Source organism: Vibrio anguillarum (assembly GCF_001989995.2).
In the GTDB taxonomy this organism is placed as follows: domain Bacteria; phylum Pseudomonadota; class Gammaproteobacteria; order Enterobacterales; family Vibrionaceae; genus Vibrio; species Vibrio anguillarum.
In genome coordinates this window covers 40,990-60,175 of sequence record NZ_JAHGUP010000027.1, presented here as the reverse complement: position 1 = coordinate 60,175, position 19,186 = coordinate 40,990, and the positions used below count along the sequence as shown (strand labels likewise).

At 46.1% G+C, this 19,186-nt stretch carries 17 protein-coding genes and 1 pseudogene; 12 read left to right on the top strand and 6 right to left on the bottom strand.

The annotated features are described in order from the left end of the window. Nucleotides 1-52: 52 nt before the first annotated feature. The 8 genes and pseudogenes from PL85_RS07730 to PL85_RS07695 all read left to right on the top strand — a co-directional run bounded on the left by PL85_RS07730 (nucleotide 53) and on the right by PL85_RS07695 (nucleotide 10,066). Nucleotides 53-897, top strand: a pseudogene (locus PL85_RS07730) (TauD/TfdA dioxygenase family protein). Continuing rightward, complete coding sequence (locus PL85_RS07725; RefSeq protein WP_115339340.1) at nucleotides 894-2,330, top strand: FAD-binding protein; 1,437 nt, start codon at nucleotides 894-896, stop codon at nucleotides 2,328-2,330. The pseudogene PL85_RS07730 and the gene PL85_RS07725 overlap by 4 nt, the downstream one beginning before the upstream one ends. Before the next feature lie 76 nt (nucleotides 2,331-2,406). Then, nucleotides 2,407-4,149 carry an L-tyrosine/L-tryptophan isonitrile synthase family protein gene (locus tag PL85_RS07720; protein WP_115339339.1) on the top strand — a complete coding sequence of 581 codons (1,743 nt, stop codon included), beginning with the start codon at nucleotides 2,407-2,409 and terminating at the stop codon, nucleotides 4,147-4,149. A gap of 310 nt (nucleotides 4,150-4,459) precedes the next feature. After that, nucleotides 4,460-5,038 carry an aminodeoxychorismate/anthranilate synthase component II gene (locus tag PL85_RS07715; RefSeq protein WP_115339338.1) on the top strand — a complete coding sequence of 193 codons (579 nt, stop codon included), beginning with the start codon at nucleotides 4,460-4,462 and terminating at the stop codon, nucleotides 5,036-5,038. Between the two features lie 378 nt (nucleotides 5,039-5,416). Beyond that, the gene (locus PL85_RS07710; protein WP_026027324.1) at nucleotides 5,417-6,628 is read left to right on the top strand and encodes an aspartate aminotransferase family protein; all 1,212 of its coding nucleotides are present in this window, start codon (nucleotides 5,417-5,419) and stop codon (nucleotides 6,626-6,628) included. Between the two features lie 66 nt (nucleotides 6,629-6,694). Next, nucleotides 6,695-7,714 carry an arginine N-succinyltransferase gene (gene astA, locus PL85_RS07705; protein WP_026028416.1) on the top strand — a complete coding sequence of 340 codons (1,020 nt, stop codon included), beginning with the start codon at nucleotides 6,695-6,697 and terminating at the stop codon, nucleotides 7,712-7,714. A gap of 31 nt (nucleotides 7,715-7,745) precedes the next feature. Further along, complete coding sequence (astD, locus tag PL85_RS07700) at nucleotides 7,746-9,203, top strand: succinylglutamate-semialdehyde dehydrogenase (RefSeq protein ID WP_115339337.1); 1,458 nt, start codon at nucleotides 7,746-7,748, stop codon at nucleotides 9,201-9,203. Between the two features lie 68 nt (nucleotides 9,204-9,271). After that, nucleotides 9,272-10,066, top strand: coding sequence for a DUF1338 domain-containing protein (locus PL85_RS07695; protein ID WP_013855906.1), 795 nt, complete (start codon nucleotides 9,272-9,274; stop codon nucleotides 10,064-10,066). Nucleotides 10,067-10,169: 103 nt separating this feature from the next. On the opposite strand, the gene crp is transcribed toward PL85_RS07695, so the two are convergent. The 6 genes from crp to PL85_RS07665 form a co-directional block, all read right to left on the bottom strand. Further along, the gene (gene crp, locus PL85_RS07690) at nucleotides 10,170-10,802 is read right to left on the bottom strand and encodes a cAMP-activated global transcriptional regulator CRP (RefSeq protein ID WP_010318741.1); all 633 of its coding nucleotides are present in this window, start codon (nucleotides 10,800-10,802) and stop codon (nucleotides 10,170-10,172) included. Nucleotides 10,803-11,043: 241 nt separating this feature from the next. Continuing rightward, on the bottom strand, nucleotides 11,044-11,913 hold the full coding sequence (locus PL85_RS07685; RefSeq protein ID WP_010318742.1) for a phosphoribulokinase: 870 nt from the start codon (nucleotides 11,911-11,913) through the stop codon (nucleotides 11,044-11,046). Between the two features lie 82 nt (nucleotides 11,914-11,995). Then, a complete protein-coding gene (locus PL85_RS07680) occupies nucleotides 11,996-12,202 on the bottom strand; it encodes a YheU family protein (RefSeq protein WP_115339336.1) in 207 nt (68 codons plus the stop codon). A 59-nt stretch (nucleotides 12,203-12,261) separates the two neighbouring features. Continuing rightward, a complete protein-coding gene (locus PL85_RS07675; RefSeq protein WP_115339335.1) occupies nucleotides 12,262-13,269 on the bottom strand; it encodes a hydrolase in 1,008 nt (335 codons plus the stop codon). A 56-nt stretch (nucleotides 13,270-13,325) separates the two neighbouring features. Beyond that, nucleotides 13,326-13,805 (bottom strand): TIGR02444 family protein, encoded by a 480-nt coding sequence (locus PL85_RS07670; protein WP_010318745.1) that lies wholly within the window; start codon nucleotides 13,803-13,805, stop codon nucleotides 13,326-13,328. A 1-nt stretch (nucleotide 13,806) separates the two neighbouring features. Continuing rightward, nucleotides 13,807-15,726, bottom strand: a complete 1,920-nt coding sequence (locus PL85_RS07665; protein ID WP_081245136.1) for an ABC transporter ATP-binding protein — start codon at nucleotides 15,724-15,726, stop codon at nucleotides 13,807-13,809. 132 nt (nucleotides 15,727-15,858) lie between these two features. On the opposite strand from PL85_RS07665, the gene kefG reads away from it, so the two are divergent. From kefG to slyD, 4 genes are all read left to right on the top strand, one after another. Next, nucleotides 15,859-16,446, top strand: a complete 588-nt coding sequence (gene kefG, locus PL85_RS07660; RefSeq protein WP_174223808.1) for a glutathione-regulated potassium-efflux system ancillary protein KefG — start codon at nucleotides 15,859-15,861, stop codon at nucleotides 16,444-16,446. Further along, entirely contained in the window at nucleotides 16,430-18,229 is a 1,800-nt protein-coding gene (kefB, locus tag PL85_RS07655) for a glutathione-regulated potassium-efflux system protein KefB (protein ID WP_094147275.1), read from the top strand. The genes kefG and kefB overlap by 17 nt, the downstream gene beginning before the upstream one ends. Before the next feature lie 31 nt (nucleotides 18,230-18,260). Next, nucleotides 18,261-18,461: a YheV family putative zinc ribbon protein gene (locus PL85_RS07650; protein WP_010318749.1), complete on the top strand. Its 201-nt coding sequence runs from the start codon at nucleotides 18,261-18,263 to the stop codon at nucleotides 18,459-18,461. A gap of 97 nt (nucleotides 18,462-18,558) precedes the next feature. Continuing rightward, nucleotides 18,559-19,173 (top strand): peptidylprolyl isomerase, encoded by a 615-nt coding sequence (slyD, locus tag PL85_RS07645; RefSeq protein WP_115339334.1) that lies wholly within the window; start codon nucleotides 18,559-18,561, stop codon nucleotides 19,171-19,173. Nucleotides 19,174-19,186: the final 13 nt, after the last annotated feature.

The following is a 19,186-nucleotide window of genomic DNA, read 5'->3' as shown; positions in this document are numbered from 1 at the left end:
ATGTTGTTTTATTTCTAACGTTTTATTAAAAATTAATTTAAAGGAAAGGGTGATGAATTATCAGGTCACGAAGCTCCATCCTTTTGGAGTAAAAATAGAAGCAAATGGATTAAAAATTCCCATTAGCGAAGTACCAATAGCACTACTGCGTAAACTATTTATTGAGCATCAGTTGGTATTGATACGTGGATTTAAAGCCTTTGAACAGGCCGAGCAATTTGCGGAATATTGCGAGCAATGGGGAGAGATCAGTATTTGGCCATTTGGCCATTTGGCAAAGTGTTAGATTTAATTCAAAAAGATCAGCCAAAGGACCATATTTTTGATAGTAGCTATATGCCGCTGCATTGGGATGGCATGTTTCGTCCTCAAGTGCCTGAATATCAGATATTTCAATGTGTTCAAGCGCCATTGCCAGCACAAGGCGGCCGGACGACCTTCACTCATACAACCAAGGCGCTACAGAACGCAACCGAACAGCAGCGCTCATTGTGGCGAAAAGTCACGGGGCACTACCAGCGAGAGATGGAGTTCTATTGCAGTCACACCATTTCCCCGATTATTGCTCAACATCCCTATCTCTCACACGAGGTCATTCGTTACGCCGAACCACATTTCGCTGAACGTGGCGATCTGCTAAACCCACCAAATGTGACCTTTAGTGGCATTGATAGTGAGCAAATAGCTGAGTTCCACCGTAGCTTACGTGACGCACTGTATGACCCTCGTCATTTTTATGCTCACGAGTGGCAAAATGATGATGTGGTCATTACGGATAACTTTAACTTACTGCATGGTCGAGAAAGCTTTTTATCGCATACCCCACGTCATATCCGTCGAGTTCAGGTGCTAAGCGATCCACCGTTTGATAACCCAAGTTTGGAGTCTTACCGATGAGTGATTACCACACTGATATTATGATCGTTGGAGCAGGCCCTGTTGGGCTTATGTGCCACTATTTAGCGCAGCGCTGCGGTCTGAACTCACAAGTTATTGATAAATCTAATGGGCCACTGGTGGTCGGACGGGCCGATGCGCTTAATGCTAGAACTCTGCAGTTAATTGATATCGTTGACTTATTTGAGCCACTTTACGTGCAAGGCAAACCCTGTAATACCAGTTCGGTATGGGCTGATGGTCAATTTTTGTCACGCCAGTCTCATTGGTGGACAGCGCTGCAAGGCTGCTTCTATCCTCACTTTTTGATGTTGGGGCAAGCGCATATTGAAAAAGCGCTAGATAGTGCAGTCAAAGCGCAGAACGCGGCCGTGCGCCGTGGTTTATCTGTGGTCGATATCACTGTTGATGAGCAAGGCTGCGTGACGGAACTGAGCAGTGGCGAGCGAGTTCGTTCACGTTACGTGATTGGTGCAGACGGTGGGCGCTCTTTTGTACGTCAGCATTTTTCGATTCCATTTGAAATCGAGAGACCAGAAATTATCTGGGCGGTGATTGATGGTGTTATTGAGTCAGATTTTCCGAAAGTGCCAGAAATCATCGTATTTCAGGCTGAGACGTCAGATGTTGCCTGGATTCCACGTGAAGGTGATTTGGATCGTTTTTATATCCGTATGGACACCGAAGAATTTACTCAGCAAGAGGTTATTACGCGTATTAACCGAGCAATGTCGCCGCATTCACTGACGTTTAAGCAGGTTGAGTGGTTTTCTTATTTCTCGGTTAAGGAGTCTGTTGCAGAACGGTATGACCACCAGCAACGGGTCTTTCTAGCAGGAGATGCCTGCCATATACATTCGGTCAATGGCGGGCAAGGGCTCAATACCGGAGTTGCTGACGCGTTCAATTTGATCTGGAAGCTCAACATGGTGTTGCGTGGTCAGGCATCAACTACGCTGCTGGACAGTTATCAGGCTGAGCGCCAACCAGTGGCTCGCAGCGTGATTGAAAGCTCTGGTGCATTGGTGCGTGCAACTAAATATTCTGCGCGAGGAACCCATGCGGAGGACTATGTACAAATCGTTGAACAGCGAGCTGGTAATATCACAGGTATGGGCATTGGGTATGGCAATGGTGGCTTAAACGGTTCTCGAGTGTATGACTTTGAGATGCATAGCGATCAGCAGAGTTGCCGCTTTTACCAATGGCTAGATTACCGCTCCTTTACGCTTCTGTTGACTGGCGATGCGGAGTTACCACCAGAAATTCCTCCGTTTGTGCGTTGCCTTCATCTGTACGATCAAGCGAAGCCTGGGCAGTATTGGAGTGAGAGTTCATTCTACCAGGGGCAGGCTTTACTGATCCGCCCTGATGGTTATATTGCGGCTTTCGCGTCGCTTGCGCACGCGGCTGAACTGTTGGCTGGCCTATAAACTTTTTAACCGAGAGTGAAGGCCGAGGGTTCTGCATCATTCCCTCAATGGTCTTCGCCTTTAATAAGGAAACACTATGCTTGATCATCAACAGCAGCAATGTGTGGATAATATTGCTTTTATTTTATTAGACCAATTATTAGCACAAACAGACGCCACTTTTACTGGGTATCAGAAGTTAAAAACGCAGATAGCTCAGTGTGTCATTGAAAACAAAGTCATTACATTATTACTACCCGCCTTTCCATGTAAAACGAATAACCTAGATAAGGTATTAGGTTATAAGCCTGACTTGGGTGAATATCGAGTTTTACAAAAATTTGTTAATGCCATTCGTGATATTCAATCTGTCTATTCTCCAGGAGTGATGTTTTACATTTTTTCTGATTATCATACATTTTCTGATTATATTAATGTCGATTTAGAACATCATTACACTTATTCTGATGAATTACGGGATATGGTGGAAAATATGAACGCCAGTGATTGTCTAAAAATTATAAACTTTGAGCACTTCTCTGCGTTTGATGACTTAAATGAATATCAATATTTCAATGGATTAAAGCAGCGCTTTGGTGATGCGGAATATGAGCGTGATTTTGCACGTCTTAAACAGCATGATAATGCAATGCACCATACCTATCTGGGCTTGAAAAAATTCATGCATCAGGATCAGAAATATGCGCTTGCTCCGCTGAGTTATAAGAAACGACGTGAGCGACTAGCTCTTATGGCTAAAGGAATGATGGTGCAAGGACGTGCACTCGATAATTTCCTCAATACTCATTTGAGCCACGCTATTCGTCTCAGCATTCATGAACACCCAATGCAAGGCAAAAAATATTCGCTGTTTCTTTTTGATGAGCGATCGTTTAAGACACCTTGGCATACTTGTGTCTTATTTGATGCTTGCCACGGAGAATTTATTATTGATACGCAGGCCAATCACAAACAACGTGAAGGCGTGATTATTCCCGTAATGCATCAAGGAACGCTGTGGTGTTTACTGCGTTTCAATATCGAAGATGCTAACGAGGCACAGTTGATGCGTGAGGTAAAAGCCACTCTACAAGCAGAGCAGTTTGGCCTGACGTTAGAGTCACACCATGGATGCTCACTGACCGCGCTACCGCAGGCTCAAGTGAGCCAATTAGTAAAAGCGTTCTCTGCTGTCTGTTTAAAAGGCTTTAACCCGTTGCCTCAAGCTTCATTTTGGTCTTCGTGGTTTGCCGGAAATCATGCTCTGCTTCCGGAAGAATATGTTCGGAGTAGTACATTAGCAGAGCCCAGTTGGTACGGGCTCAAAACACCGTCAACGAGCATAGCGCGTCGCTATTCTTATACTGACATGACTCCTGATGAATGGGCGATTTACTGTTCATCTTCTCCGCTGAAGGTTAACTTACTGGATGCCTCACTGGCTGCGTTGTGTCTTAATGGTCAAGCAAGTGGTTGGCTGAAAAATACCATTGTGCAGTACGATGATACGGCTACTTATCCTGTGATTATGTCGGGGGATTGGGAAATGAATTTACGCTGGAGCCCATCATTGGCGAAGCATATATCGTCGTCGACTGAAATTGACAATATCAATCAAGTAGCCAATGTTTTAACTCCTATTCTTGAACGTTCACAAGTACAGCATGTGTTTGATTTACAACTTGGCGATATATTACTGGTGAATAACCACACCGTACTTCGTTATGGCGTGTTATCCGAAACAGAATTAGCGGTGCGTCAGCCTTATTCGGTAAATTCCCCTTGGCAGCCTCATAACAAACAACCAAGTAGTGAGCATTTACAAGAAAGCCCAGCTTAAATAAACGACATTTTTAGGAAATAAGCATGAAGAGCCAAGTAAGCGGATTACTTGGCTTTATTTTTATCGATCATTAACTATGGGATAGATTTATTTTATCGTTGTTTCCGCTCTCTTATTCGACCATACGATGAGAAGTGTTACTTTCAAATGAGAGCAAGTAAAATAATGATCACAACCGAACTGGTTACATAATGAACGAATGTGCAAATAGTGTATTTAGCACAGAATCGATAACTTCTTGCCTTTCCAAACCAGTATTGCACAATAGCGCCTCTCGCTGACTTTTACCCAGAGCGTTTTAATTCACATGCTACTTATCATCGATAACTACGATTCGTTTACCTACAACTTGTACCAATACTTCTGTGAGCTGGGAGTTCAAGTGACTGTGGTGCGTAATGATGAAATCGATATCGCTGGCATTGAAGCGCTCAGCCCAACGCATCTGGTGATTTCCCCTGGGCCTTGCACGCCGAATGAGGCGGGAATTTCACTGGCAGCGATTGAACATTTTGCGGGTAAACTTCCTATCTTAGGAGTCTGCCTTGGTCATCAAGCAATTGCGCAAGTGTTTGGCGGGCAAGTGGTGCGAGCCAAAAAGGTGATGCATGGTAAAACCTCACCGATCCAACACACCAACCGTGGCCTCTTTCTAGGGCTCAATAACCCGTTAACCGTTACTCGCTACCACTCGTTGGTGGTCAAAGCTGATTCTCTTGCGGACTGTTTTGAGCTCACCGCTTGGACTCAACAGGCTGATGGTTCGATGGAGGAAATCATGGGTTACCAACATAAAATACTGCCAATTGATGCCGTGCAGTTTCATCCTGAATCAATTAAAACAGAACAGGGCCATCAACTGCTCGCAAATTTTTTGCGCCGTTGAGCCATTCTCAACCGGACTGCGATCACCTTTCTTAACATTTTCTTCATCATTTCTGCTGTTTTTTATCTTTGCAATATTATGCACCATACATCCTGTTGGAATGAGGGATGGCTTGTTGCCTCAAGGCCTTGTTGTGCTTATTCATATTATTTATAAAAAAGCGCTTCATAAAAGAGGTGACTTAATGCATAAATAATCATAAGTAGTGACGATTAGCGGTACTTCTGCCGATCTAAAAGAATAAATCACTATTGAAATGGTTAATAATTTGTAAATACAATGCTGCATTAGCTAAAAAGCAAAACAATATCTTCCACTCAAGCGTTTAATAGGAAGATCGCAATCTGCTTGGCATGCGGTATCAAGAGGGAATGTGTAATGACAGTGGAAAATAGTGTAGATCGCAGTCTGTTTGATGAGGTGATGGTCCCTTGTTATAACCCGATGGAAATGATTCCAGTTAAAGGGCAGGGCTCTCGAGTGTGGGATCAACAAGGTCATGAATACATCGACTTTGCTGGCGGTATTGCGGTGAGTTGTTTGGGCCATTGCCATCCGGCGATGGTTGATGCGATTACCAAGCAAGCCAATAAGTTGTGGCATCTCAGTAACGTGATGACTAATGAGCCTGCTTTGCGCTTGGCGAAAAAATTAACGCAAGTCAGTTTTGCTGAAAAGGTGTTTTTTGCTAACTCCGGCGCGGAAGCTAATGAAGCGGCGCTCAAACTGGCGCGTCGCTGGGCCGCTGATGTCCATGGTGAACAAAAATCAGAAATCATCGCCTTTAACCAAGGCTTCCACGGCCGCACTTTCTTTACAGTGACGGTCGGGGGGCAAGCGACTTATTCCGATGGATTTGGTCCTAAACCTGCGGATGTTACCCACCTACCGTATAACGATATTGAAGCGTTGCAAGCACACATCTCTGATCGCACTTGTGCGGTAATGATGGAACCCTTGCAAGGCGAGGGTGGCATTGTGTCGCCTTCGGCTGAGTTTGTCCAAGCCGTGCGTGAATTGTGCAATAAGCACAACGCCCTGTTGATCTTTGATGAAGTGCAAACCGGTAATGGCCGCACTGGTGAGTTCTATGCTTATCAAGGATTGGGCGTCACGCCGGATATTTTAAGTACCGCGAAATCACTCGGTGGCGGCTTCCCTATTGGCGCTATGCTCACCACAAACGAATTAGCCGCGCATTTTAAAGTGGGCACTCACGGTTCGACTTATGGTGGCAACCCACTGGCTTGCGCGGTAGCAGAAGCGGTAGTTAATGTGGTTAGCCAGCCAGAAACCTTGGCTGGCGTGAAAGAGCGTGAAGCGCTCTTTCGTGAAGGATTGGCTAACATTAATGAGAAGTACCACATTTTTAGTGAAATCCGTGGTAAAGGTCTACTGCTTGGCGCGGCATTAAATGAGCAGTGGCAAGGTCGCGCTCGCGATATCCTACAAGCCGCGGGCAAGCAAGGTTTACTGGTGTTGGTTGCGGGTATGAACGTGGTTCGTATGACGCCTTCATTAGTGATCACCAAACAAGAAATAGAAGAAGGCTTAGCAAGATTAGATAAAGCTATTGCATCACTCATGTAGTGAAAAAGCCTAGCAGCCCAAGGTAGGATGCCTTGGGCCACTTCAAGCATCTGGAGGGAAGTATTGATGCTAGTTGTTCGCCCTATCGCAATGTCGGACTACGATGCGCTACACACATGCGCTATTGAATCCGGTCACGGGTTTACATCACTACCCGTGAATGAAAAGCTCTTAACCAACCGTATTACTCATTCTGAATACAGCTTCGCTAAACCCGACGTCTCAGAGCCAGGAGATGAAGGTTACCTGATGGTCGGTTTTGATTCTGAAACCGGTGAGGTAGCAGGGACGACTGGCGTTGAGGCATCGATTGGCCATGACGTACCATTTTATTCTTATCACATCAGCACGATAGTGCATTCGTCGCCTAAGCTGAAGGTCAACAATACCGTCAAGTTGCTTACTTTTGGCAATAACTACACTGGATGCAGTGAAATTTGTACGCTTTTTTTACGTCCAGATTTTCGTCAAGGGTTGAATGGGCGTTTGATGTCGAAATGCCGTTTTCTGATGATGGCGGAACACCCACATCGTTTTTCTAAAACCATCTTTGCTGAAATGCGTGGTGTGTCTGATGCCGAAGGCAACTCGCCCTTTTGGCAATGGCTGCAAGAGCATTTTTTCTCGATTGATTTCACTATGGCTGATTATTTAACCGGCATTGGTAAAAAAGGGTTTATTGCTGATCTGATGCCCAAACTGCCGATTTACGTCAACTTATTGAGTAAAGAGGCACAGGCGGTGATTGGTCAAGTGCATGACAATACCCGTCCAGCGTTAACGCTACTCGAGCGCGAAGGATTCACCTGCCGTAACTATGTAGACATTTTTGATGCAGGTCCAACGGTTGAGTGCGATTTGCGCAATATCGAATCCGTACGTCACTCGGTGCGAGCTAAAGTGGAAGTGGCCGAGCATTCAAGCTCGCAAGATTATCTTATCTGCAATAGCTCGTTTGAAAACTTTCGTGCTACTGCTGCAAAAGGTGCTTATAACCGCGAAACGGAAACGGTGATCATCTCACCTAAAGTGGCGCAAGCTCTATTGGTTGATAGTGGTGATTTTGTTCGAATTTTGGCGCAGTAAAATAGGTACATTGAAAGGTAAGGATTAACAGATGACTCAGTGGATTGCAGGTGAATGGTTAGCTGGACAAGGCGAGGCAATGCTTTCGCTTAGTCCCTATAACAATGAGACGATTTGGCAGGGCGATAGCGCCACACCCGCGCAAGTAGAAGCGGCGGTTACGGCGGCAAGAGTCGCATTTATAGAGTGGAAAAAACGCCCTTTTGTTGAGCGTGAGCAATATGTCTTAGCCTTCGCTGAAAAAGTGAAACAGCGCAGTGAAGAGCTTGCGCAGATCATCGCCAAAGAGACAGGAAAGCCACTCTGGGAAACGCGTACTGAAGCGGCGGCGGTGGCGGGTAAAATCGCTATATCCATTCGAGCTTATCATGATCGCACTGGTGAAAACACACGCGAAGCGGCGGGTAATCAACTGGTATTGCGTCATCGTCCATTGGGCGTTCTTGCAGTTTTTGGTCCGTATAATTTCCCTGCCCACCTGCCGAATGGCCACATTGTGCCTGCACTTTTAGCGGGTAATACGGTTGTGTTTAAACCTTCAGAGCAGACTCCGTGGACTGGTGAGTTTGTGATGAAGTTGTGGCAAGAAGCAGGCCTACCTGCGGGTGTACTTAACCTAGTGCAGGGCGCGAAGGAAACGGGTATTGCGCTTGCTCAGGCCAAAGGCATTGATGGCCTTCTCTTTACTGGTAGCGCCAATACCGGTCATTTACTCCATCGCCAGTTTGCTGGGCAGCCGGGCAAAATGCTGGCTTTAGAAATGGGCGGCAACAACCCAATGGTCATCTCTAAGCAGTATGGCGAGCTTGATGCGGCAGTGTATACCATTATTCAATCCGCATTTTTAAGTGCAGGCCAGCGCTGTACCTGCGCACGGCGTCTTTACGTTCCTGAAGGGAATGAAGGTGATCTGTTACTTGAAAAGCTGGTCAGTGCCACTCAAAAATTGCGTATTGATCACCCCTTTGCTGAACCAGCACCTTTTATGGGGCCACAAATATCACAAGCGGCGGCGCAGTTCATTCTTGCTGCTCAGGACAATTTACGCGCCTTGGGTGGCGTCAGCTTGCTGGCCGCGACACCTTTGCAGGCGGCGTTTGTCACTCCGGGCATTATTGATGTCACCGCAGTTAGCCAATTGCCTGATGAAGAGTATTTCGGACCATTGTTACAAGTCGTGCGTTACCAAAGCTTAGAGCAAGCGGTACAACTGGCCAATGAAACTCGCTTTGGTTTATCGGCAGGCTTAGTGTCGACCAATGATGCCGAATGGGACTACTTTGTCGATCATATCCGCGCTGGCATTGTAAATCGTAATCGACAATTAACCGGAGCCAGTGGTGATGCACCGTTTGGTGGGCCGGGAGCGTCGGGAAATTTAAGACCAAGCGCCTATTACGCGGCTGATTACTGCGCATACCCAATGGCATCAATGGAAGGTCGTTCGACTGAACTGCCTGCCACGCTCAGCCCTGGGGTTGAGCTATAGCAGTAAACTTTATCTAAAACCCCATGCCGACTAGCATGGTTTAAACCGAGCACAGACAAGGAGGCGTTATGACGCCAACCGTTTTATTTCAATCATTATGGAATGACTACATTCAGCGCCTTTGCCCTTCTGCCGACAAAGTCCATCACTTGCTTCAAGAAGAGGAAGCGTTGATTAATGACCATATTGCGTTGCGAACCTTCAATGTTGCGCCATTAGGTATTGAAACGCTGGCTAAGCCTTTTCTTGCCTTAGGCTACGTTGCCTGTGGTGATTATGTGTTTGAAAGTAAGAAGCTGGTAGCGAAGCACTATGAACACCCTGATCCGACTCAGCCTAAAGTATTCATAAGCGAGCTGAAAGTGGAAGAGTGCTCACCTGCACTCCAAGCCATTGTGGAGAAGCTGGTACATCAAGTCGATAGCAATAAATTAAACAGCAGTGACTTTTTATATGGCGGTCGTCTATGGCAACTAAGCTACAGCGATTATTTGCAGCTTGCCAACGAAAGTGAATACGCCGCTTGGTTGGCGGCGCATGGCTATGGCGCAAACCATTTCACTGTTAGTGTTAATCAACTGCAGGCGTTTAATGAAGTGAAAGCGGTCAATGATCACTTACGCCAAGCGGGTTTTACCATCAATGAAAATGGTGGAGAAGTGAAAGGTACACCTGATGTGCTGCTTGAGCAGTCGTCGACCATGGCCGATAAAGTACCGGTGCAATTTACGGAAGGGGTGGAGGTGATTCCCGGTGGATTCTATGAATTTGCCAAACGCTATCCAATGGCTAACGGTGAACTCTATAGCGGTTTTGTGGCGGCCTCTGCAGATAAGATATTTGAAAGTACAGACATGCAATAGCCTCTCATCTTTTTACTTTCGTATCGAAATATCACCAAAGAAAAAGCCACCTGAGTTCCCCAAGGTGGCTTTATGCATTCAATCTCAATCATTTTGATTGAGATTAACGAGTTCCGTACACTACGATAGTTTTACCGTGGGCAGAAATTAAATTCTGCTCTTCGAGCATCTTCAAAATACGTCCCACAGTTTCACGAGAACAGCCTACAATTTGGCCGATCTCTTGACGGGTGATTTTGATTTGCATGCCATCTGGGTGCGTCATTGCATCAGGTTGTTTCGCTAGGTTGAGTAGCGTTTGTGCAATACGACCCGTCACGTCTAGGAAGGCTAAATCACCCACTTTTTGACTGGTGACTTGTAGACGTCGAGAAATTTGTGCAGACAGACGCATTAAGATGTCTGGGTTCACTTGGATAAGCTGACGGAATTTCTTAAATGAAATTTCCGCAACTTCACAAGGAGATTTTGCACGAACCCAAGCAGTACGCTCTTGGTCTTCTTCGAATAGACCAAGTTCACCGATAAAGTCACCTTGGTTTAGGTAAGAGAGGATCATCTCTTTACCTTCTTCGTCTTTAATCAATACCGCTACCGAGCCTTTGACGATGTAATACAGCGTCTCTGCTTTTTCGCCCGCATGAATCAACGTGCTTTTCGATGGGTATTTATGAATATGACAGTGTGAAAGAAACCACTCTAGTGTTGGATCGGTTTGAGGTTTACCTAGAACCATAATATCTCACTTCCTCTGCAGGGTACGCTTGCCGCTTTCCATATTGTAGCTAAGCCTAAAATAAGCTTACTAGGATAAGAGCACTTTCCAAATGCTGCAAGCTAACTTGTGTTTCGGTTAAGGATAGTATCCTTTTTCAGAAACGATTTCTTGATTTTAATCGTGTCAGTGGCATGATTTTTTACGCAAAACTGTGCACATGATCACGGTATGAAAAGTAACCGTCAACTTGTCCGATCACTTAGCCAATTTTACCTGTTTCAATCAATTGCTGCAGGATCGGTCTGACGATCAATTCCATCGCAAAACTCATCTTGCCACCCGGTACCACAATGGTGTTGTGGCGCGACATAAAAGAGCCATCAATCATGGCGAGCAGATAGGGGAAATCAACATTCTTTATACCGCGCAGGCGTATCACGACGAAGCTTTCATCCAAACTAGGGATGCCCTTGGCGTTAAGTGGGTTTGAAGTATCAACCGTCGGTACCCGTTGGAAGTTGATGTGAGTTCGTGAGAATTGGGGGGTGATGTAATTGAGGTAATCATCCATCGAACGGACGATGGAATCCATCACCGCTTCACGTGAATGGCCTCGATCACGAGTATCACGCACGTACTTTTGTATCCACTCAAGGTTAACGATTGGCACCATGCCTATCAAAAAATCGACATGCTGCGCGACGTTTACATCACCATCGACTACACCGCCATGCAGACCTTCGTAAAACATCACATCCGAGTTTTCCGGTAAATCTTGCCAAGGAGTAAAGGTGCCGGGCATTTGATTGTAGGGCACAGCTTCGTCAAAAGAGTGTAGATAGCGGCGAACTTGGCCTGTGCCTAATTTCCCATATTGGCGGAAAAATTCTTCCAATGCAGGAAAATCATTGGCTTGTGGGCCAAAGTAGCTAATGTGCTTCCCTTGTTCGCGCGCTTTACGAATTTCCACATCCATTTCTGGCCGTGTAAAACGATGGAAGCTATCCCCTTCAACCCATGCTGGTTTAATGTTCATCATATTGAACATTTTGCGAAAGGCTTCAGAGGTCGTAGTTGTACCGGCACCGGACGAGCCGGTGACAGCGATAATTGGATGTTTTGCTGACATGACAAACCCTGTCTGTATGTAACGTACTTGTTATCGATGGCTGCAATATAGCACGAAAAGAGTAGATTGTTTTGAGCTGAAATTATTTACGCAATTGAATATCCACACTTTCATGCAACTCAGAATAGACGATGATCGCTTCCCCTGTTGCGAGCTGTTTCTTTATTTGCTCGATTTTTTGATGCAATGGTACTTCCTGCTCTCCGTAATCAGTACCTTCGCGTAATACAAACGTTTCAATCAAATTATCCAGTGTTTCAGGCGCAATGTGCTGCCAAGGAATAAGCATGACGACCTCTTAAACTGTCATGGAGAAAAGGGTATCGATTTAAAGCGATATGTGATTAATCATGCGTTGCATTGATGGTCAATAGGGTTGCCGTGACGCAGGTTTTCGTAATAGGTTGGAAGTGCTTCTTCGAGCCAAAATTTAGGCTTAAGCGCGCTACCGCTGAGAAAACCGACATGGCCACCTTGGGTAAATAAGCGGTAATGGATATTCTCTGGTAAAGAAAATTTGGGGATCACGGCATCCGTCATAAAGGGATCATCTTGCGCTTGAATGATTTGTAGCGGCACGCGAATTTGTGTCAGCTTTGAAAGGCCTGAGCACTGCTGGTAGTAATCCTGCGCATCTTGAAAACCATGCAAGGGTGCGGTGATGAGATCGTCAAATTCGTAAAGTTTTTTGATGTGTTTAATTTGATGGTTAGAAATACCTAACTCATTATGTAAAAGATGCTGTTTCTTTAGTGCATTTTTTTTCAATGATGTCAGTAAGTAAGCGCGATAAACCTTTGAAAATCCCTGTTCAATGCGTGTGGAACACGCTGCCAGATCGAGTGGAGCGGAGACAACGGTTGCCGCGCTAACGATCGGGTCGTGATTATATTGCGCTAAGTAATTAACCAACATATTGCCGCCAAGAGAAATGCCCACCGCCACGATAGGTCGATTTGGGCATTGCTTGCGTATGTATTCGAGCACAAAGCGTGCATCTTCAACTTCACCAGAATGGTAAGCACGTGCCAGATGGTTCGGTTTGCCGCTACAGCCGCGAAAATGCATCATGACCGATAACCATCCCTGCTGTGCGAAGGCGTACATTAAGCCATTGGCATACGGGCTATGAAAACTGCCTTCTAAGCCATGAAACAAGATAAATAGAGGGTTATTTTGTACTCGCTCTGAGCGCCAATCATCACTCCAAGCAAGGTCTAAAAAATCACCATCAGGTGTAAACAGCGTTTGCCACAGCGGCTCAAAACGTGCGCGTTTGCGCAACAAACGAGGAAGCAGAGTCTGAAGGTGTGGATTTGTTAGTCCAGTAGCAGCGATAAATGAAGTCATAACCATAGCGTATTATTTTTATGAATTGCGACCAGTATACACCGAGCGAGCAATTGATGTAGTTACGGTTTTTGAGAATGAGGCGCCGGGGTTTTAAAAGCGAGATGCAAATGCTCACAGCCAAGCTGGCGACAGTAACGCAGCGTTAATTGTTCACCATGGTTATTCTGCAATGCCAATGCGTTGATACATTCCACGAGGTCAGCTTGCTGCTGCTTTTCAAGCTGCAGCTCAAATTGCAGCGCCTCGCGGTACAGCGTATCTGGCACCATGCTTTTCAAACGTCGTCTTAACTCTCGGTAACTGTGCAGCAGCGCTTCTGAACGGCCGATACATTGAGTGACATTTTGCCAGTCAGCATCGGCAACCGTCACTTGTTGCTCATCAAGCCATTTGAGTAGCAGCAATAAGTTGACGTTGCCGTGGAAGTTATTTTGTAAACTTAAGCACGCCTCTTTCACTTCTCGCACGCTGTAGTATTGCAAACTGAATTGCCATAAGCGTTCTAAGGTCAGTGATAATCGTACGTGCTCTTGGCTCATCTTAGCGACTGAATTCCTGCTCTAGTTGTTCGAGTGTCTCTTGTTCCGACATCCATTCCATTTCGATCGCTTCAAGTGCCGATTTACTGCGAGCTTGAAGCGCAATCACTTCGGTAAGTTTAGCTTTGTTTTCGGCTTCATACAGCGAAGTATCAGACAATTGCTCTTCAGTTTGCGCCAGTGCCGCGTTCAATGTGTCCATTTTCGCTTCGAGTTGTGTCAGTTTTTTGCGAATTGGTGCGGTTTGGATGCGAAATTCCGCTTCTCGGCGCTTTTGATCTTTTTTGGCTGCGGCACTGTTGCTGCTGTCTTTGGCAGGTTGCTGAGATTGAACTTCTCTACGTTCCGCTTTCTGTTGTTCTGTCAGCCACTTGTAGTAGTCGGTCAAATCCCCATCGAAAGGCGCGACTTGACGATCGTGCACCAAGTACAAGTCATCGGTGGTTGCGCGCAGTAGATAGCGATCATGGCTGACGATGACCATCGCACCTTCAAAGGTTTGCAGGGCAAACGTTAGGGCTTGACGCATATCCAAGTCTAAGTGGTTGGTGGGTTCATCAAGCAGCAGCAAGTTCGGTTTTTGCCACACAATTAGCGCAAGCACTAAGCGAGCCTTTTCACCCCCGGAAAACGGAGCGATTTTCTCTAGCGCTTTGTCGCCTTGGAAACCAAAACTACCCAGATAATTACGCAGCTCAAGTTCGTTTTTATCTGGGGCGATTTGCATCATGTGCTGCAGAGGGGTCTCTTCTGGATGCAGTGTTTCTAACTGATGCTGGGCAAAGTAACCAATTTTTACACCTTGCGAATAAGTGAGATCGCCGCCTTGTGGTTTTAACTCACCGGAGAGCAATTTAATTAATGTTGATTTACCCGCACCGTTACGCCCGAGTAATCCAATACGGCTTCCCGGTACAAGGTTGAGGCGAATTTTTTCTAAAATTAAACGTTCACCATACCCGGCGTAGACTTCGTCCATCATCATGATTGGGTTAGGCAGTGCTGAAGGCTCTCGAAATTCGAAATTAAATGGGTTATCAAATTGAGCTGGCAGCACTTTTTCCATTCGTTCCAACGCTTTGATACGACTTTGTGCTTGGCGAGCTTTGGAGGCCTTGTAGCGGAAACGGTCGATGTAGCTTTGCATGTGCACCATCTGCTTTTGCTGCTTCTGGTACATGGCTTGCTGCAAGATCAGTTTTTGCGCTCGTTGATTTTCAAACGATGAGTAGTTTCCGGTGTATTCATTCATGGTTTGATTTTCGATATGGATGATGCGTCCGACGATCGGATCAAGAAAATCGCGGTCATGGGAAATCAAGATCAAGGTGCCGGGATAGTTTTGTAACCAACGTTCAAGCCACATGACGGCGTCCAAATCCAAGTGGTTGGTTGGTTCATCAAGCAGCAGTAAATCCGAGCGGCACAACAGCGCTTGCGCTAAGTTTAAGCGCATCCGCCAACCACCCGAAAATTGCGTTAAACTCCATCCCATCTGTTCTTGGCTAAACCCCAAACCATCAAGCAGTTCAGAAGCACGGGCGCGAATACTGTATCCGCCGATAGTTTCAATCTTTCCATGCAGCTCTGCAACCAAGGTTCCTTGGTCTGCCTCTTCAGCAACGCTGAGGCGTCGTTCTAATTCACGATATTCACGATCGCCATCGATGACATATTCAATCGCATCGCGATCAAGAGCCGGAGTTTCTTGGGCAACCCAAGCCAGTTCCCAGTGAGCTGGTTTACTGAAGGAGCCAGCGTCAATAGATAGCTCATCTTTGAGTAGGGCAAAGAGCGTTGATTTGCCACAGCCATTTTTGCCTACTAGGCCAACTTTATCGCCCGGCTGGATAGTTGCAGAGGCCTTTTCAAGGAGCGGTTTACCGCCGCGCAGTAATTGAATATCAGAGAAGGTAATCATAAAAATCTATTTTTCATATCGAGACGTTATCGCGTGGAATAGTAGGGGCAATAAGGATAAATGTCGATCATTATGCAAATTGCGTTATTATGCTTAATAACATATTGATAACTATTGGGAGCGCAGACAAAAATGTCCACCACCGTCATGCCTGACCAAATTACACCTAAAATATTGGTGATTTATGCGCATCCTGAGCCATTAAACTCCATCGCCAATCAAACTATGCTGCACAATATTGCGTCACTTTCTCACGTCACTGTGCATGACTTGTATGCAACCTATCCCGATTTTTTTATCGATGTGCACGCAGAGCAGCAAAAACTACTTGAGCATGATGTGATTGTGTTTCAACACCCTCTTTATATGTATTCCTGCCCAGCGCTACTCAAAGAGTGGTTTGATCGCGTGCTTGCCAAAGGGTTTGCCTTCGGCGGACAGACGGCGTTGCATGGTAAATACTGGCGTAGCGTCATCACCACGGGCGGAAAAAAAGAAGCGTTTGATGAGCGGGGCTACAACAAATACCCACTGGATCAAATTCTCCAACCATTTGAATTAACCGCGGCTCTGTGTTGTATGAACTGGATGGAACCGTTAGTCCTCTACTGGTCACGTAATGTGAGTGATATGGAGCGCTATCAACACGCTGAGCATTATCGACACTGGTTGCAACACCCACTGGCCACACAAGGAGAGCTTGATGGCGTTAAGCGGTGATTTTTTACAAAGCAGCGTGGTGTTTTTAACCGCGGCTGTGGTGGCCGTACCGATTGCTCAGCGTGCAGGGTTGGGTTCGGTGCTCGGCTATTTGTTAGCCGGTGTAGCCATAGGCCCTTGGGGGCTGGGTTTAATCAGTGATGTGCAAGCCATATTACACTTTGCTGAATTTGGCGTGGTGCTGCTGTTGTTTCTGATTGGGCTGGAATTAAATCCCAAAAAATTGTGGCAGATGCGTGGGCCGATCCTTGGTTTGGGTGGCGCGCAGGTAGTGGTAAGTACCTTAGTCATCGCTAGTATTGCTTATCTATTAGGCGTTAACTGGCAGAGTAGTTTAGTGATTGGTATGGGCCTTGCGCTCTCTTCGACAGCAATCGCATTACGCGTAATTGAAGAGCAAGGGCTAACGCGCAGTGAAGCTGGCCAGTCTGGTTTTGCGGTACTGCTTTTTCAAGATATCGCTGTCATCCCGATGTTGGCCTTTTTGCCTTTACTGGCAGGCAACGCCGGTGGAAGCTGGTTAGATGTGACTTGGATGTTGGGTGGCATTACCGCTTTGCTGGTCGGGGGGCATTTTCTATTGAGCCCGCTGTTTCGTTATATTGTGACCAGTGGTGTGCGTGAACTTTTTACCGTTGCTGCCTTGCTGTTGGTGATTGGGATTGCACTGTTAATGCAGCAGCTTGGCTTGTCAATGGCACTCGGTACTTTCCTTGCTGGCGTGTTGCTGGCAGAAAGTGAATTTCGCCATGAACTTGAGATCGCGATTGAACCGTTTAAAGGGTTATTGCTCGGGCTATTTTTTATTGCCGTTGGAATGGCGGTTAATTTGGGCTTATTGGCGCAAGCGCCGCTGCAAGTGTTGGCGGCTGTATTAGGTCTAGTGGTGCTGAAAGGAGGAATCCTTTATCTCCTCGCGCGTTTATCGGGTACGCGTTCTAAAGCGCGCAGCAAAATGGCGGCGATCCTCAGCCAAGGCGGCGAGTTCGCGTTCGTGATTTTTACTGCGGCAAGCGCGCAGGGCGTGCTATCACCGGATCAAGTGGCCTTTTTGCTCGTTGTGGTCAGTCTGTCGATGGTCACCACACCTTTATTACTGATGATTCAGGACAAATGGTTTGCGCGAAAATTGAACCTCAGCAGTGACGATGAGATGCATTCCGATGTCGTCAATAAACAGCCGCAAATTATCATTGCGGGTTTTGGGCGTTTTGGGCAAATTGTAGGGCGTTTGATGTACGCCAATAAGATTAAAATTACCGTATTAGAAAGCGATGCCAGTCAAATTAAATTATTGAGAGAGTACGGTTATAACGTTTTTTATGGTGATGCGACTCAACTTGAACTGTTGCGCGCCGCGGGTGCAGAAGAAGCTGAGGCGATTGTTATCTGTACTGATGCGCCCGATGAAGTGATGAAAATTGTCGAGCTTTGTCAGCACCATTTCCCGCAGTTAAAGATCTTAGCTCGCGCTCGTAGCCGGGTAGAGGCGTATCAGTTACTCAGCCATGGGGTCGATAAATACTCGCGGGAAACTTTCTTAGGCGCTTTGGACCTCGGCCGACAAGTACTGGTCGAATTGGGCATGCACCCTTACCAAGCCAAGCGCGCCGAAGCACATTTTAGAAAACTCGATAATGCGATGCTCAAAGAGCTGCTACCGCAACATAACCAAGACAAACAACTCGCACTGCGCGCCAAAGAGGCACGTAAAGAGCTGGAAGAAATATTTGGGCGTGAAATGGATAATGATCGCCAATCTCGTCATTATTGGGAAAAATAACGCCAATCAATATTCAGTTGTAGGATGTAACGTGAAACAGAAAAAACGCTTTATTGCTGGTGCAAAGTGCCCAAGTTGTCAGTCACAAGATACTCTGCGCTGGTGGGTTGAAAACAACATAGAGCTCGTTGAGTGTGTCGAGTGCGACTACCATGAACAGCGAAAGCCCAAATCTGTAGAAAAAAGTGAACATGCTCGGCAAGAGATGATCGGGATTTTTAAACCAGAATAATTGAGTTTCTGGAATAGATCTTCATAATACGCCTCATACCGATCGATTTCTTAGGTTTGAAGATGACAACCTAGGAACAAACCTCCTTGGAGTTGTTATGAAAATTGAAAAGAACGTGGTTGTAAGCCTAGCCTACCAATTAGTATTGGAAGATGGTGCAGTCGTAGACCAATCAACAGTTGATGCACCACTAGATTACCTTCACGGTCACAACAATCTAATCACTGGCCTTGAAAATGAGTTAGAAGGAAAAGTTGTGGGCGATAAGTTCACAGCAACTATCGCTCCTGAAGAAGCGTACGGTGAATACAACGATGAGCTTGTACAACGTGTACCTGCTGAAGTTTTCCAAGGCGTTGATGAAATTGAAGTGGGTATGCGTTTTCTAGCGGATACTGACCAAGGCCAAATTCCAGTTGAAATCACGGAAGTGGATGGTGACGAAGTGGTAGTTGATGGTAACCACATGTTGGCTGGCCAAACATTAACGTTTGATGTAGAAGTCGTTGCGATTCGCGCTGCAACTGAAGAAGAAATCCAACATGGTCACATTCACCAAGCTGGTGGCTGTGGCCACGACCATGACCACGATCATGATCATGATCATGATCATGATCATGATCATGAAGGTGGTTGCTGTGGTGGTGAAGGCCATGACCATGGTGAGAAAAAAGAAGGTTGTTGCGGTGGCGGCAGCTGCGGTTCACATTAATCATTTTTTGGTT

Bases quoted from the DNA above. Each gene is read 5' to 3' on its own strand.
- PL85_RS07725 (WP_115339340.1), top strand. From the start codon at position 894: ATGAGTGATTACCACACTGATATTATGATCGTTGGAGCAGGCCCTGTT.
- PL85_RS07720 (WP_115339339.1), top strand. From the start codon at position 2,407: ATGCTTGATCATCAACAGCAGCAATGTGTGGATAATATTGCTTTTATT.
- PL85_RS07715 (WP_115339338.1), top strand. From the start codon at position 4,460: ATGCTACTTATCATCGATAACTACGATTCGTTTACCTACAACTTGTAC.
- PL85_RS07710 (WP_026027324.1), top strand. From the start codon at position 5,417: ATGACAGTGGAAAATAGTGTAGATCGCAGTCTGTTTGATGAGGTGATG.
- astA (WP_026028416.1), top strand. From the start codon at position 6,695: ATGCTAGTTGTTCGCCCTATCGCAATGTCGGACTACGATGCGCTACAC.
- astD (WP_115339337.1), top strand. From the start codon at position 7,746: ATGACTCAGTGGATTGCAGGTGAATGGTTAGCTGGACAAGGCGAGGCA.
- PL85_RS07695 (WP_013855906.1), top strand. From the start codon at position 9,272: ATGACGCCAACCGTTTTATTTCAATCATTATGGAATGACTACATTCAG.
- crp (WP_010318741.1), bottom strand. From the start codon at position 10,802: ATGGTTCTAGGTAAACCTCAAACCGATCCAACACTAGAGTGGTTTCTT.
- PL85_RS07685 (WP_010318742.1), bottom strand. From the start codon at position 11,913: ATGTCAGCAAAACATCCAATTATCGCTGTCACCGGCTCGTCCGGTGCC.
- PL85_RS07680 (WP_115339336.1), bottom strand. From the start codon at position 12,202: ATGCTTATTCCTTGGCAGCACATTGCGCCTGAAACACTGGATAATTTG.
- PL85_RS07675 (WP_115339335.1), bottom strand. From the start codon at position 13,269: ATGGTTATGACTTCATTTATCGCTGCTACTGGACTAACAAATCCACAC.
- PL85_RS07670 (WP_010318745.1), bottom strand. From the start codon at position 13,805: ATGAGCCAAGAGCACGTACGATTATCACTGACCTTAGAACGCTTATGG.
- PL85_RS07665 (WP_081245136.1), bottom strand. From the start codon at position 15,726: ATGATTACCTTCTCTGATATTCAATTACTGCGCGGCGGTAAACCGCTC.
- kefG (WP_174223808.1), top strand. From the start codon at position 15,859: ATGTCCACCACCGTCATGCCTGACCAAATTACACCTAAAATATTGGTG.
- kefB (WP_094147275.1), top strand. From the start codon at position 16,430: ATGGCGTTAAGCGGTGATTTTTTACAAAGCAGCGTGGTGTTTTTAACC.
- slyD (WP_115339334.1), top strand. From the start codon at position 18,559: ATGAAAATTGAAAAGAACGTGGTTGTAAGCCTAGCCTACCAATTAGTA.